This is a genomic window from Nitrosomonas europaea (assembly GCF_900167395.1).
Lineage (GTDB): Bacteria > Pseudomonadota > Gammaproteobacteria > Burkholderiales > Nitrosomonadaceae > Nitrosomonas > Nitrosomonas europaea.
Map to the genome: position 1 here is coordinate 15,717 of NZ_FUWK01000007.1, position 15,722 is coordinate 31,438.

Annotated in this window: 10 protein-coding genes; 9 read left to right on the plus strand and 1 reads right to left on the minus strand. The window is 52.7% G+C overall.

What is annotated here, in order from left to right:
• Positions 1 to 13: 13 nt before the first annotated feature.
• Positions 14 to 1,486, plus strand: coding sequence for a dihydrolipoyl dehydrogenase (lpdA, locus tag B5D58_RS03950; protein WP_011112803.1), 1,473 nt, complete (start codon positions 14 to 16; stop codon positions 1,484 to 1,486).
• A gap of 43 nt (positions 1,487 to 1,529) precedes the next feature.
• A complete protein-coding gene (locus tag B5D58_RS03955) occupies positions 1,530 to 1,940 on the plus strand; it encodes a hypothetical protein (RefSeq protein WP_011112802.1) in 411 nt (136 codons plus the stop codon).
• 139 nt (positions 1,941 to 2,079) lie between these two features.
• On the opposite strand, the gene B5D58_RS03960 is transcribed toward B5D58_RS03955, so the two are convergent.
• On the minus strand, positions 2,080 to 4,392 hold the full coding sequence (locus B5D58_RS03960) for a penicillin-binding protein 1A (RefSeq protein ID WP_011112801.1): 2,313 nt from the start codon (positions 4,390 to 4,392) through the stop codon (positions 2,080 to 2,082).
• Positions 4,393 to 4,572: 180 nt separating this feature from the next.
• On the opposite strand from B5D58_RS03960, the gene B5D58_RS03965 reads away from it, so the two are divergent.
• From B5D58_RS03965 to B5D58_RS03995, 7 genes are all read left to right on the plus strand, one after another.
• Entirely contained in the window at positions 4,573 to 5,706 is a 1,134-nt protein-coding gene (locus tag B5D58_RS03965) for a pilus assembly protein PilM (RefSeq protein WP_011112800.1), read from the plus strand.
• Positions 5,703 to 6,314 (plus strand): PilN domain-containing protein, encoded by a 612-nt coding sequence (locus tag B5D58_RS03970; RefSeq protein ID WP_011112799.1) that lies wholly within the window; start codon positions 5,703 to 5,705, stop codon positions 6,312 to 6,314. The genes B5D58_RS03965 and B5D58_RS03970 overlap by 4 nt, the downstream gene beginning before the upstream one ends.
• On the plus strand, positions 6,311 to 6,961 hold the full coding sequence (locus B5D58_RS03975) for a type IV pilus inner membrane component PilO (protein ID WP_011112798.1): 651 nt from the start codon (positions 6,311 to 6,313) through the stop codon (positions 6,959 to 6,961). The genes B5D58_RS03970 and B5D58_RS03975 overlap by 4 nt, the downstream gene beginning before the upstream one ends.
• Entirely contained in the window at positions 6,958 to 7,488 is a 531-nt protein-coding gene (locus tag B5D58_RS03980) for a pilus assembly protein PilP (RefSeq protein ID WP_011112797.1), read from the plus strand. The genes B5D58_RS03975 and B5D58_RS03980 overlap by 4 nt, the downstream gene beginning before the upstream one ends.
• Positions 7,485 to 9,641, plus strand: coding sequence for a type IV pilus secretin PilQ (gene pilQ, locus B5D58_RS03985; RefSeq protein ID WP_011112796.1), 2,157 nt, complete (start codon positions 7,485 to 7,487; stop codon positions 9,639 to 9,641). The genes B5D58_RS03980 and pilQ overlap by 4 nt, the downstream gene beginning before the upstream one ends.
• A 100-nt stretch (positions 9,642 to 9,741) precedes the next feature.
• Entirely contained in the window at positions 9,742 to 12,639 is a 2,898-nt protein-coding gene (locus B5D58_RS03990; protein ID WP_011112795.1) for an SNF2-related protein, read from the plus strand.
• Positions 12,639 to 15,722, plus strand: a complete 3,084-nt coding sequence (locus tag B5D58_RS03995) for a TrlF family AAA-like ATPase (RefSeq protein ID WP_011112794.1) — start codon at positions 12,639 to 12,641, stop codon at positions 15,720 to 15,722. The genes B5D58_RS03990 and B5D58_RS03995 overlap by 1 nt, the downstream gene beginning before the upstream one ends.

Genomic DNA, 15,722 nt, shown 5'->3' on the forward strand with positions numbered 1-15,722 from the left:
ACCCTTAATTGATATGGATAATTTATTCGATGTGGCAGTCATCGGTGCAGGCCCTGGTGGCTATGTGGCGGCTATCCGCTGTGCGCAGCTCGGGCTCAACACCGTATGTATCGATGACTGGAAAAATGAGCAGGGCAAACCCAGTCTGGGTGGCACCTGTCTGAATGTCGGCTGTATTCCCTCCAAGGCATTGCTCGAATCTTCCGAGAATTTCGAACGGGCCGGACATAAATTTGCCGAACACGGCATCAAGGTGGATGGACTATCGATAGATGTCCCGGCCATGATCGCTCGCAAGAACAAGATCGTCAAAGCTTTTACCGGCGGCATTGGCATGCTGTTCAAGAAAAATAAAGTGACTGCCCTGCATGGTCGCGGAACGTTGCAAAAGCATGATCAGGCACGTGATGGCGGTGATGACAGCTGGGAAATCCAGGTGAGTGCCGATGGAAAAGAGCAGTCGGTACATGCCAGGCATGTCATCATCGCGACAGGTTCTACGCCCCGTACTCTGAAAGTGGCACCGGTCGACGGGAACAACGTGCTCGACAATGCGGGCGCCCTGGCTTTGCAACAGACTCCCGGGAAACTCGCCATCATCGGCGCGGGGGTGATCGGCCTGGAATTGGGAAGCGTCTGGCGCAGGCTGGGTGCGGAAGTGACCCTGCTGGAAGCCCAGGCTGATTTTCTGCCGGCAGCGGATGAACAGGTGGCCAAAGAGGCCTATAAAGCGCTGACACGCGAGACAGGACTCACCATTCATACCGGAGTCGAGATCAAATCGACCCGAGCAAGTGAAAACGGTGTGGAGATCGACTACGTCGATCGTGACAAGAATGCACAGAACCTGAAGGTGGACAAACTCATCGTAGCCGTGGGACGAGTTCCTAACACTTCCGGTCTGGGGGCTGAAGCAGCGGGATTGAAGCTCGATGAGCGCGGATATATCAGCGTGGATGAATTCTGCCAGACCAGTCTGCAAAATGTATATGCAATTGGAGATGTCGTAAGAGGGCCGATGCTGGCACACAAGGCTTCCGAGGAAGGTGTTGCCGTTGCCGAACGGATAGCATCAGGCCGGCAGGGAGCAACTGATTCATCTGGCCATGTGGATCTTGGAATGATGCCATGGGTGATCTATACCGCGCCGGAGATTGCCTGGGTAGGTAAAACCGAACAAACGCTGAAAGCAGAAGGGGTTGCCTACAAAGCGGGGCAGTTCCCGTTCATGGCCAATGGGCGTGCCCGTGCATTGGGAGAAACGACCGGGTTCGTCAAAATTCTGGCGGATGCGGAAAGTGATCGTATCCTGGGTGTACACATGGTGGGTCCTTATGTTTCCGAGATGATTGCAGAAGCCGTAGTTGCCATGGAATTTTCCGCCAGCAGTGAAGATCTGGCGCGTATCGTACACGCCCATCCCTCACTTTCCGAATCACTGCATGAAGCTGCATTGGGCGTGGATAAGCGGGCCATTCATATCTGATTCTTGTAAGATTTCGGCCTGGATCGTTCGGGAGGAAAACTGTATGAAACTGCTGTTTTTCTGTTTGTTGCTGGTTTCAATGTCTGTACCAGCGGTAGCGGGTAATGAAAAACAGATTTTCGAGCTGGAGGCGGCCATCATGCAGCAGCAACAGGAACAGCAGATCCTGTTTCAGCGGTTTCAAATGCTGCAGGAACTGCGACGCCACGAAATCACGCAGATTGAGCAGGCACTGCCGACCGGCAGTGACGTCATTATCAATGGCGAAGCACCGAAGTATGAAGACGTAGCCAGACAACGCAAGGAACGTGCTGAAAGGGTCCATCGCTATACGGATGAGCTGGATGAACTCTACATGCGCTATCAGGAAACGGAAAATGAAAGACGGGCGCTGATCGAACAGTTGAACGGACTGAAACCGGGCCAGGATGTTTCAGCAGAGCCGAAAAAATGATCGGATAGACTGGTACCTATTTCCCCCGTTCCCTGCTGACATAGGTGAAGAAGTGATTGCTGAAGCGGAACGGGTATCGTCTGATCTTCTTCACAACCCGCGTTTATGCAGATCCGGTTCCTGAAAAACGGATCCTGATTCAAAACATCGGACTTTCCGTCTGATCAGTGAACTCGGGATCCTGGAAAGAGTAATCCATTTCAGGCGGAAGCTGCTCCTGAAAGAAGTATTCATTGAGTGTTCCGAATATATCTCTCATGCCTGTCTCAGGATTGATTTTCGCTACGATGATGCCTTTGGGAGATGAAGTTTTTGCAACCGGTATCGATTTGAGTGCCGTGGCCATGTAGTCGATCCAGATGGGTAAAGCGGCCTGCCCTCCGGTTTCTCTGTTTCCCATGGATCTGGGTTCATCGAATCCCATCCAGGTAACCGCCACCAGATCTTTCTGATAACCGCAGAACCAGGCATCGACCGCGTTACTGGTCGTCCCCGTTTTTCCTGCAATGTCATTACGTTTGAGCGCTCTGGCCCGGGCAGCGGTTCCTCTCTGGACGACATCCTGCATCATGCTGGTCATCAAAAATGCATTGCGCGGGTCGATGACCTGTTTGGCATTTCGGCCGGCAGTGGCAAAGCGGGCCTGTTCGATGATGTTTCCGTGTTCATCCTCGATCCGCTCAATGAAATAGGGATGAATGTGGTAGCCCCCATTGGCAAAAGTGGCATAGCCGATGGCCATCTGCATCGGTGTGGCCGAGCCGGCACCGAGTGCCATGGGAAGGACTGCCGGGTGATGTTTCTTATCGAAACCGAAACGGGTGGCGTAATCCTGCGCGTAAGCCGGGCCAATCGCCTGAAGAATACGGACCGATGCCAGGTTTTTGGAATGTGTCAGTGCGGTGCGCATTCTGATCGGGCCGCTGAACTTGCCATCATAATTCCTGGGTTCCCAGGCTTTGCCGCCAGTTTGCTCCGGCCCCAGATACAATGGTGCGTCATTGATGATCGTAGCCGGGGTAAAGCCTTTTTCAAGTGCGGCAGAATAAACGAACGGTTTGAAGCTCGATCCCGGCTGGCGCCAGGCTTGCGTGGCATGATTGAATTTGTTGAGGTGGTAGTCAAACCCGCCTACCAGTGCACGAATGGCGCCATTGTTCGGGTCCATGGCAACCAGTGCAGCTTCGATTTCTGGCAGCTGAACGATCTGCCAGCTACCTTTTTCCGTTTTCTTCACCCGGATCAACGCACCAGGGCGTATCCGCTTCTCGCCGATTTTGGGATCGTTACTGAGAAATCGGTGAGCTGCTTTCAGACCATCCCCTGTGATCCGGATGGTTTCGCCATTTTTGCGGAAGGCTTCGACGGCACCGGGCGTAGCAGACAGAACGACTGCTGCCAGGATGTCATCGCTGTTGCCGATATCCTGCATGATGTCCTGCAATGCTTCGCGGTCCTTGAGATCTTTTGGCAGTTTCAGGAATGCTTCCGGGCCGCGGTAACCATGCCGGGCGTCATACTCCATGACGCCTTTGCGCAACGCACGGTAGGCTGCTTCCTGATCCGTTTTTCTCAGCGTGGTATAGACCTTGATTCCGCGAGTGTAGGCTTCTTCACGGTAGCGGTCGTAAACGATCTGCCGCACCATTTCTGCGACGTAATCAGCAGGCATGGCGAAGACTTTCACCCGGCGATGAATGGCAATCGCAGTCTCTTTTGCCCGTGCAAACTGTTCAGCAGAGATATATCCGAGTTCGTGCATCCGTTTCAGCACATACTGCTGCCGGGTTTTTGCCCGTTCCAGGTTAACGATCGGATTGAACCGGGAAGGAGCCTTGGGAAGTCCGGCCAGCATGGCTGCTTCCGCCAGATTGATGTCGGTGAGCTGTTTACCAAAATAAGATTGTGCTGCGGAAGAAAAGCCGTAACTGCGCTGTCCGAGATAAATCTGATTGATATACAGCTCGAGGATCTGATCTTTCTCTAAACTGTGCTCGATTTTGAAAGCCAACAAGGCTTCACTGAATTTTCTGGTAAGCGTTTTTTCCTTGGTCAGAAAGAAATTGCGTGCCACCTGCATGGTAATGGTGCTTGCCCCCTGATGCGCGCCGCCCGCCTTGAAATTGGAATAGATGGCACGTAAAACACCAATGTAATCCACCCCGTAATGCTGATAAAAACGATCATCCTCGGCTGCCAGAATCGCTTGTTTGAGTGATTTGGGCACTTCCTCGATTTTGATGAAATCCCTGCGTTCCTCACCGAATTCACCAATCAGCAAATTGTCGGCACTGTAAATTCTCAGCGGGATTTTGGGACGGTAATCAGTCAGTGTTTCAAGACTGGGCAGAGAGGGCAGCGTAACCAGGGCAGCAAACACCACCAGCAATGCGGCAAGCAAACCAGTGGCCAGAGCAACCAGGAAAAAACGGTAAAACCAGCGGAATAACATTCAGAGGCAGTGTATGTGTCGTGTAGGGTGAAAAATGATCTAGAACGAAATTATAAAGGGTATATCAATCGTTATTGTATGAATTAACTCATTCATTAAGCTGTCAGAATCGGCCTCAGTTGCAGTACCCCGTCCGGATGAAAATATTCCGGTCAACACGTTATGCAAGTGAGAGCAGAAATGGCCTTGAGTTCATCCATCCTGAAAAAACCTCTCGATATCAAGTTTGATATCGACTTCAGCCTGCTGGCAGGCACCGCTCGCATGTTGGGGGTGGATATCAGCGCCTCGTCGATCAAGGTGGTGGAACTTTCCAGGAAAGGCAGGTTGCCTCATTCATACCGCCTGGAGCGTTATGTGATCGAGCCCATGCCGGTGGATGCACTACAGGATGGCGGAATCAACCAGATCGAACAGGTAAGCGAATGTCTCCGGCGTGCTGTGAAACGGATGGGGGCACGGCAGAAAAAAATTGTCATGGCATTGCCGCTGACTTCTGTCATTACCAAGAAAATCAACGTTCCCGCCGGTTTGCGTGAGGATGATCTGGAATTTCAGGTTGAAACAGAAGCCAATCAGTATGTGCCATTTGCGCTGGATGAGGTCAATCTCGATTTTCAGGTGATCGGGCCGGTTCCCGGTCATCCGGAAGAAGTGGAAGTACTGCTGGCAGCCGCCCGCAAGGATAAGGTGGAAGATCGGGTGGCAACGGCAGTATCTGCCGGACTGAAAGTGATGGTGATGGATGTCGAGCAGTTTACTGCGCAGGCCGTATCTGCCAGAGCGATCAGACAGCAACTGCCGGATGATGGCAAGGACAAAGTGATTGCACTGATAGACATTGGTGCGAGCGTTACCCGGGTCAATGTGCTGTTGAACGGCGAATCCGTTTATATGCGTGATCTGTCTTTTGGTGGAGATCAGCTGACACAGGAAATCCAGAACCAGTTCAATCTTTCCCCCGAAGAAGCCGAGATTGCCAAGCGCAACGGAACATTGCCGGAAAATTACCGGAATGATGTGTTGCAACCCTTTTGTGAAACGGTGGCACTGGAAGTGTCCCGGGCACTTCAGTTCTTTTTTACTTCTACCCAGTATATCCAGGTGGACTACATTTTTCTGTCAGGAGGGTGCGCAGCCATCCCCGGCCTGGAAGAGATCATCTCTGAACGTACCAAAGTGATTACCCAGATCATCAATCCATTTGCTGACATGGAACTGTCCGGCCGGGTCGCACCGAGACAACTGAAAATGGATGCTCCCGTTCTGTTGACGGCCTGCGGCCTGGCCATGAGAGGATTTGACCCGTCATGATACGCATCAATCTGCTTCCACACCGTGAACTCAAACGTAAAGCGCGTCAGCAGCAGTTTGCCGTACTGGCCGGCCTCACTGTGATACTGGGTATGCTGATCATATGGGGAGTACACGAAATGGTACTGGATAAAATCGATTACCAGAATGGGCGCAATCAGTATCTGAAGGATGAGATCGCCGTGCTGGACCGGCAGATTGCCGAGATCAGATCGATCAGAGAAAAAATTCAGGAAATGCTGGCACGCAAAGGGATCGTCGAATCACTGCAAGGCAATCGTGCCAAGGTGGTGCACATGCTGGACGAGGTGGCCAGGCGAGTACCGGAAGGGGTTTATCTGAAGGGCTTCAAGCAGACGAACGAGCATCTCCGTCTTGCCGGCTATGCCCAGTCCAATGCCTGGGTATCGACACTGATGCGCAATCTGGATGCTTCATCCTGGATGGAATCGCCATTGCTGATCGAAATCAAGGCGGCTACCGCAAATGGTATCAGGCTCAGTGAATTCGATCTGAATGTCAGGTTGACCGAGTTACCGGAAGAAGGCAGTCATACCGGAGGAGAGGAAATGACATCAAAAATTACCGCAGCGGCGGGACAACCATGAACCTGCTGGAAGAGTTGCGTCATGTCAATCCTAATGAGCCGGGAAGCTGGCCGGCTGTAATTAAGGCGGGTGCGCTTGCACTGTTGCTGGCGACCCTGATGGTGGCCGGTTATTTTCTGGACTGGGAAGAACAGTGGACGACGCTGGAGCAGGTGCGGGAAGAAGAAAATACACTCAGAAGTACTTTTCTTGCCAAAAAGACCAGTGCAGTCAATCTCGATGTTCTGCGCCAGCAACTGGCAGAAGTGCAGCAAACGCTGGGCACCTTGCTCAAGCAATTGCCCAACAAATCTGAACTGGATGCGCTGCTGGTGGATATCAACCGGGCCGGGCTGGGACGGGGGTTGCAGTTCGAGCTGTTCAAACCTGATGCCAGGGAGACGGTGCGGGAGTTCTATGCCGAACTGCCGGTTACCATCAGAGTAACGGGCAATTATCACGATATCGGTGCTTTTGCCAGCGATGTGGCTCAGTTGCCGCGTATCGTCACGCTGCACAATATCGAGATCACTCCAGGGAAAGATCATCAGCTGATATTCAATGCGACGGCGAAAACCTTTCGTTACCTCGACGATGAGGAAATCGCAGCACATAAAAGAGAAATGTCGGAGAAAGACAAACAGAAGAATCCCAAGGGGGCGTCATGAGCAGCCGGTTCAGCTGGTGGATAGCTGTAATGATGTTGTCATTGGTGGGCGCATGCAGCCAGGAAGGTTATGAAGATCTGGAGTCTTTTGTCAGGGAATCAGGCGCTGGATTGAAGGGAAAAGTGGATCCCCTGCCTGAAATCAGGCCGCTGGAGCATTTCGTTTATCAGGCGTTTGACATCCCTGATCCCTTCAGCAATCGCAAAAACAAGCCGGGGAAACCGGATCGCAACGAACTGGAACCTGATCTGAAGCGACCGAAGGAAGCCCTGGAGAGTTTTCCGCTGGAGAACCTCGTCATGGTGGGTTCGCTGCGGCGCGGAAATAATGTGTTTGGTCTGGTCAGAGCGCCGGATAACTCGGTTCACCGCGTCAGGACCGGTAATTATCTGGGCCAGAATTTCGGCCTGATTACAGGCGTTTCCGAAGTGGAGATCAAATTGAGAGAGATTACACGGGATAGCGGGGACGAATGGAGCGAACGGGCCAGTGTACTCATGCTGCAAACTCAGGAGCAGAAGCAATGAACTGGATAACGGGAAACAAAGAGTACGAGAATCGCGTCATCGGGGTTATTCACCGGATCTGGCAATGCCTGCCAGCCTGTATTTTGCTGCTTGCATGGGGCTATGTTCAGACTGTAACCGCATCAGTCAATACACTGCGTGCAGTGGATGTCTCGTCACAAACGGATGGCAGGACGGTTGTCAGGGTGACTCTGGATAAACCGGTTGAAGTGCCACCTGCCGGAGTGCTGCTGAATGATCCTGATCGCCTTTATTTCGATCTGGAGCAGATGGACAGCGCACTGGGAAAGTCCGGCAGAATTTCCGGCCGGGGTGTCATCAAAAATATCGATGTCGTACCTGCCGAGGGCCGCATTCGTCTGGTGATGAATTTGTCAAACACGGCGGCCTATGAAACCGATGTCGAAGGCAATCATTTATTGATATCGCTCAGGAGCAATGAAATCTCTGGCGGAACTCCCGCCCGTCCGTCCGTTTCGACTTCCAGTCCGGCTAGAAGTGAAACGATGAGTCTGCGCGATATCGACTTTCACCGGGGTACCCAGGGTGAAGGCAGAGTGGAAGTAGAACTTTCGCAGCCGGGTGCAGTAATCAATGTCCATAGTCACGGCAGCAGATTGCTGGTTGAATTCATGAAGGCCTATCTGCCCCCTAATCTCGAACGGCGGTTGAATGTACTGGATTTTGCCACACCAGTGCAGTCAGTCGAAACGGTTGCCCGGGATGGCAACGTGCAGATGATCATCGAGCCGAAAGGGCGCTGGGAACATACTTCCTGGCAAACCGGCACCAGTTTCGTGGTGGAAATCAGACCGATGGCTGAAGCCGAAGATATACCCATTCACAAGAAACTGATCGATGGGGGCTATACCGGTGAAAAACTTTCACTTAATTTCCAGGATGTCGAGATTCGTTCGATTCTGCAGGTGATTGCAGACTTTACTGACCTGAATATCATCGCCAGTGACTCCGTCAAAGGTAATCTGACTTTACGGTTGAGGGATGTTCCCTGGGATCAGGCGCTGGATATCGTGCTGCAAACGAATGATCTCGATAAACGCAGGGCAGGCAATGTGATTTTCATTGCGCCCCGGGAAGAAATGGCTGCCCGCGAAAAGCTGCAACTGGAGCAGAACCAGCAAATAACCGAGCTGGAAGTACTGCAAACCGAGGCTTTCAAACTGAATTACAGAACCGCCAGCTCGATTCCGCTCAAAGGCATTCTGAGTCAGCGCGGTTCGGTGGAAGTGGATGACATCAGCAATACGCTGACCGTTACCGATATTCCCACGCGGCTGGCAGAAGTGGCAAGACACGTCGCCAACCTCGATACTCAGGTGCGGCAAGTCATGATCGAAACCCGGATCGTCGAAGCAACCGATACATTCAGCCGTAACCTGGGAGCTCGTTTCGGGGTGCAGAACGCCACCCGGATCGGCAGCGAGACCAACGGGCGGCGGCTGGGGATTTCCGGCAATTTAGGTAATTCCAGCGGATTGGCTGGTGGCACAGTATCCCCTTCTGGCGGGGATAATCTCAACGTCAATCTGCCGGCAGCTGCACTGGCCGGTGTTGCGGGTGGACCGGCCGCACTGGGCCTGAGCCTGATCAAGATCAACAATGGCACGCTAATCAATCTTGAACTCTCCGCACTGGAGTCGGACAGCAAGGGCCGAGTGATTGCCAGCCCGCGTCTGGTGACGGCCAATCGCGTGGAGGCAAGTATCGAACAGGGTACTGAAATTCCGTTCCAGACCATCAGCGTGACACGGCCGCAGATCCAGTTCAAAAAGGCCGTGCTTGGCCTCAAAGTGACACCGCAAATCACCCCTGATGACAACATCATCATGAAACTGCAGGTCAATCAGGATACCCGGGGAGAAAATACACCCGCCGGACCGGCGATCGACACCAAGCAGATCGTTACCGAAGTGCTGGTGGAAAATGGTGGCACAGTCGTCATCGGCGGTATTTTCGAACAGGTCGAGAAACAGGATCGTAATCAGGTACCACTTCTGGGAGACATACCCGTACTGGGGAATCTGTTCAAAAACACTGCGAAACGGGACGATAAACGCGAATTGCTGATCTTCGTCACCCCGCGCATCCTAAACGAAAACCTCAGTAACAATATTCGATCTGCATTAAATTGAATTCCTGATACAGTGTTTTGTAAGAAAGAAGGGGGCTTGATATAGCCCCCTTTATCATTACTGAATTTGAATCTGTGAAAAAAGAGGAGGATGGGTACAGATGGTGCAGCAACTTCTGACGCCGCATCAAAGCCAGTACATCGCCTGGCAGCTTACTCGCCGGGCAGCCAAAGACAGCGTAGAGTCGCTGGCCTCGACGTTGGTTGATTCTCAGGTTGACCTCAACCCGCACCAGGTCGATGCAGCTCTCTTCGCATGCCGTAATCCGCTGTCGCGTGGTGTGATCCTGGCGGACGAGGTAGGGTTGGGCAAGACGATTGAAGCGGGGCTGGTCATTTCCCAACATTGGGCAGAGCGGCGTCGCAAGATGCTCATCATCGTGCCTGCCAACCTGCGCAAGCAATGGCACCAGGAATTGCAGGACAAGTTCAATCTTCAGGGGTTGGTCCTCGAAGCGAAAAACTATAACGCCATGCGCAAGGAAGGTGTCACGCAACCCTTTCTGCATGCAGGCGGGCCGATCATCTGTTCCTACCAGTTCGCCAAAGCCAAGGCCGATGACCTCAGGCGCATCCATTGGGATCTGGTGGTCATGGATGAAGCCCACCGTCTGCGCAATGTCTACAAGAACGGCAACGTCATTGCCCGGACGATCCGCGATGCGCTGGAGCACGTCGATGCGAAAGTCCTGCTGACGGCCACACCGCTGCAAAACACCCTGCTGGAGCTTTACGGCCTGGTGAGCATGATAGACGAGCGTGTGTTTGGCGATCTCGATAGTTTCCGAACTCAATTTTCTGGCGTCAGAACCGAACAATCCAACCGGGCACTGCGAGAGCGGTTGACGCCGCTTTGCAAGCGCACGCTGCGCCGGCAAGTCCAACAGTACGTGCCGTATACCGCACGTATCGCCATCGTCGAAGAATTCACGCCCAGCCAGGAAGAGCAGCAGCTCTCCGCATTGGTCGCCGATTACCTGCGCCGCCCTAACCTCAAGGCACTGCCTGAAGGCCAGCGTCAACTGATCTCGTTGGTGCTATGGAAGCTACTGGCCTCGTCCAGCCACGCCATTGCCGGGGCGCTGGAGACCATGGCCAATCGTCTTCAAGGACAATTGGATGAGTTGCCTGATGTCCCTGACCTGACAGAGTCGCTGGATGACGACTACGAAGGACTGGATGAAACTGCCGACGAGTGGAATGGCGCAACCGCCAATGATGCCGATGCCAGCGCCAACGAACGAGCAGCCATTGCCGACGAAGCGGCCGAACTTCGACGCTTCAAGGAGTTGGCTACGAGCATTCGACAGAATGCCAAAGGGCAGGCGCTGCTGACAGCACTGGACAAGGCTTTTGCCGAGCTGGAGCGTTTAGGAGCGAGCAAGAAGGCCATCATTTTCACCGAGTCCAAGCGCACCCAGAATTACCTGCTTTCCCTGTTGGCTGAAACACCCTACGGCATCGTGCTGTTCAACGGCACCAACACCGATGCCAGGGCGCAGGCCATTTACAAAGACTGGCTGCAACGGCATGAAGGCAGCGATCGCATTACTGGCTCCAAAACCGCTGACACCCGCGCCGCGCTGGTTGAGCACTTCAAGGAGCGCGGCACCATCATGATCGCCACGGAGGCAGGCGCGGAAGGCATCAACCTCCAGTTCTGCTCTCTGGTCATCAATTACGACCTGCCGTGGAATCCACAGCGTATCGAACAGCGCATCGGTCGCTGCCACCGTTACGGGCAAAAGCACGATGTGGTGGTGGTCAACTTCGTGGACCGCAGCAACGAGGCGGATGCCCGTGTCTATCAGCTGCTGTCGCAGAAGTTCAAGCTGTTCGAAGGCGTATTCGGCGCCAGTGACGAAGTGCTGGGAGCCATTGGCTCCGGTGTGGATTTCGAGCGGCGGATCGCCGCCATCTACCAAAATTGTCGCGAACCCGAAGAAATCCGCAGCCGCTTCGAAGACCTCCAGCGCGAGCTTTCCAGCGAGATCGACGAAGCGATGCTCAGAACACGGCAGCTTCTGCTGGAGAATTTCGACGAGGAGGTGCAGGAGAAACTGCGCATCCACAGCCAGGACAGCCAGGCAGTGCTGAACAAGTACGAGCGCCTGCTGATGGACTTGAGCCGCACGGAATTGCGGGATCATGCCCGCTTTGATACTGCCGAAGAGGTCAATGGCTTTGTCCTGCACAGCCTGCCCGATGGGCTAGGTCTCGCCACTGGCAGCCGAGAACAGGCAGTGATGGCGGGGCGCTATGAACTGCCCAGACGCAGCGGCGATGCGCATCTTTACCGTATGGGCCATCCCTTGGCGGAATGGGCCATTGAGCGCGCCAAGGCAAGAGACCTACAAGCCCCTGCACGATTGGCGTTCGACTACGCCGCCTATGGCAAACGGCTCGTCAGCCTTGAAAAATGGCGCGGCCAGTGTGGCTGGCTGAGCGTGACCCTTTTGTCCGTCGAAACCCTGAACGATCAGGAGCAGCACCTGGTTGTTTCCGCCTGCACCCAAGCGGGGGAAGCGCTGCCAGAGGACGATCCAGAAAAACTGCTGCGCCTGCCAGCGCAGGTCGAAGGCGACGCGCACCTGCAAGTATGTGCCGAGCTCGTCGCCAACGTCGAAAGCCGGAAAAGCGTACTTCTGCGCGGGATCAATCAGCGCAATCTGGGCTACTTCGAGCAAGAGGTGCAAAAGCTCGATACTTGGGCCGATGACCTGAAGCTCGGGCTGGAGCAGGAAATCAAGGCCATCGACGGCGAGATCAAGGAGGTGCGCCGCACCGCCGCTGCGTCACCCACGCTGGAAGAAAAGCTGGCACATCAGAAACGCCAGCGAGAACTGGAAACCAGGCGCAGCAAACTACGCCGCGACCTGTTTGCGCGGCAGGATGAGGTGGAAGAGCAGCGGAACAAGCTGATTGGGGAGTTGGAAGAGCAGCTCAAGCAGCAGGTAGCGGAACGCATGTTGTTTACCGTCGAATGGGAGTTGACGTAATGGCAAAACGAGAAATTTCCCGAGGTTCGCTCTGGAATCAATGGGATCTGCATGTGCACACGCCAGCTTCATTCCACTGGTTGGGGAAGAAATTTGAGGGCGACCTGTCATCTGATGTCAATAAGGCGCTAGTGGATGAAATGATTGATGCCATGAACAAGGCAGAACCTGCGGTTTTTGCCATCATGGATTATTGGACATTCGATGGTTGGTTCGCGCTCAAGCGACGGCTTGCAGAACAAGACTCTCCTAAGCTTCACAAGAAAGTGTTCCCTGGAATCGAGCTGCGCCTTTCTGCCCCTACTGCGATAAGACTTAATGCTCATGTTGTTTTTTCGGATGAAATCCCCGACCAACACCTCAAGGATTTCTTGGCAGATCTTAAGATTGAGCGGACTGGCCGTTCTGTCTCCAAAGATGCACTTATTGCCCTGGCCAGAGCAACTGCCCCGGACATGCTTGAAAAGAAAGGGCATAAAAAAGATGTAGTAGTTACCGATGATGCGGATGCCCTTTTGGCCGGGTACAAGTTGGCTGAGATTAAAGCTGATAGCTACAAAGATGCTATATCAAAGGTCCCCAATGGATTGGCGATTGGTTTTATGCCATATGACACGAGTGATGGCTTGGCGGAGGTCAAATGGGAGGAGCATTACTCATATTTCCTTGGGCTTTTGGAGTCATCGCCAATTTTTGAATCCAGAAATCTGGAGCTTAGGTTCGCCTTCCTTTGTGAGGAGACGGAGAAGAACAAGGGCTGGATCGGAAATTTCAAGCATGGTCTGAAAGGAATTCCAAGGCTTGTGGTTGCTGGCAGTGATGCGCACTGCTTTATTGGCACTCCTGGAGATAACGACAAGCGCGGCTATGGTGACTTCCCGTCAGGAAAGAAAACCTGGATTAAAGCCGATCCATCGTTTCGTGGCCTAAAGCAAGCCATTCTTGAGCCTGCCAAACGCTCTTTCATTGGGCAGAAGCCCCCAAAATTACAAGAGATCGAATCCAACAAGGTTTATTACATCGACTCGCTGGAGGTCGCTAAGACTGGCAGCGAGTCGGATATTGGTAAATGGCTGGATGGCTGTGACATTCCGCTGAACCCCGATCTTGTTGCAGTCATTGGTAACAAGGGCAGTGGTAAGAGTGCGTTAGCGGATGTCATTGCGACACTTGGAAATTCCAAGCAATCAAGGCACTTCAGCTTTTTGAGGAAAGAACGTTTTCTTGGGAAGGCTGGCGAGCCTGCACGCCACTTCACAGGTACTTTGACATGGTGCGATGAAAGCACTGAGGCGCGGCCACTCAATGAGTTACCTTCGGAAGAGAAGCCGGAACTGGTTCGCTACATCCCTCAAGGCTACTTCGAGGAACTTTGCAATGAACACGTTTCTGGAAAATCGAATGCATTCGAGAAAGAACTGCGTGCCGTTATCTTTTCGCACACAAGTGAGGAGATGCGGCTTGGAGCGCTCGACTTCGATCAGTTAACTGAACAGCAGGAGCAATCGCTCAGAAACCGACTGGGCGAGTATCGCAAGGTGTTGTCATCCATCAATGCTGATATTGTGCGCATTGAAGAGCAGCTTCAGCCTATTGAGTTAGAAAGGTTGAATGAACTTCTTTTGCTGAAGATCAAACAAATTGATGAGCATGAAAAGCTAAGGCCAGTGGAGGTCGCCGCGCCAGCAGAAGCGCTAGATCCAGAACAAAAGAAAGCTTCGGAAGAGCTGGTTTCAATAAACCAAAAAATAGAATCATCCCAAAAGCGTTCACAAGAGATTGCGTTGGAGAACACCGATCTCGCCAAGCGGCAAAAGGCTATCACCAATATCCGCGAACAGTTGAGATTATTTCAGCGCGCATTCGAGCAGGCGCAACAGACTGTCTCCGATGACCTGAAAATTCTGGGTATCACATGGCCTGATTTAGCTGTTATTGATATCAAACAGCATATCCTTGATGAAAAATCGGCAGAAATTTCCAAGAAACAGGAACAGTTGAAGAGCGAAGCTGAAAAGATTGCCGAAGAGCTGAAGGAGAGTGTCGCATCGCAGCAAAGTTTTACGGCGAAATTGAATGCTCCCCAGCAGCAATTCGAAGCGTACCAGCAACAACTTTCCGAATGGAACAAAAAGCTGGCTTATCTGAAAGGTTCACCTACCGAGCCCGAAACCAAGGTCGGCTTGGAAACTCGTATTGAACAGATCAAGATGTTGCCGGAACAGCACACGGAGTTGGAAGAAAAACGCTTGCGCCTATCTGGTGAGATTTTCGACACATTAGACGCACAGCGCAAAGCACGCGAAGAGCTTTTCAAACCGGTGCAAGATCTGATCCAGAAAAACAGCTTGATACGTGAGGATTACAAGCTGCAGTTTCAGGCAACGCTTGCAGCCTCTTCGGAGGCTATCGCCGATCAGTTGTTTGCGCTAATCAAGCAGACTTGGGGGGATTTCCGAGGTCAGGACGAGGCGCCTTCGACGATTAGAAAACTGTTTGACAACTACGATTTGAACTCCAAAGAGGGGGCTCTGGCATTCATCGCCGCCTTGCAGGAAAAGGTTCAAGAAGCCTCAACGCTCTCCGGTGCGACTGTTGGAATTTTTAATCTGGTCAAGAAGGGGCAGTCTGCTATATCAGTATATGACTTGATCTTTGGGTTGAACTTCCTTGAGCCGAGATATTCGTTGCTGTTCCAGGACACGCAGATTGAGCAGCTATCGCCCGGTCAACGCGGTGCATTACTGCTGATTTTCTATTTGTTGGTGGACAAGGGTAAGACACCGATTATCCTCGACCAGCCAGAAGAAAACTTGGACAATGAGACAGTATTCCGGTTGCTTGTTCCGGTGCTTTCCGAAGCCAAGAAGCAACGGCAGATCATCATGGTCACGCACAATCCGAACTTGGCGGTTGTGTGCGATGCAGAGCAAATCATCTACGCAAAGTTTGATCGTGCTGACAATTCAACGGTCAGCTATGAATCCGGCGCTATCGAGAACTCCAATCTGAATGGAATTGTTGTAACAATTCTAGAAGGGACGAAGCCGGCATTCGACAACCGTTCCGGGAAGTATCACTAA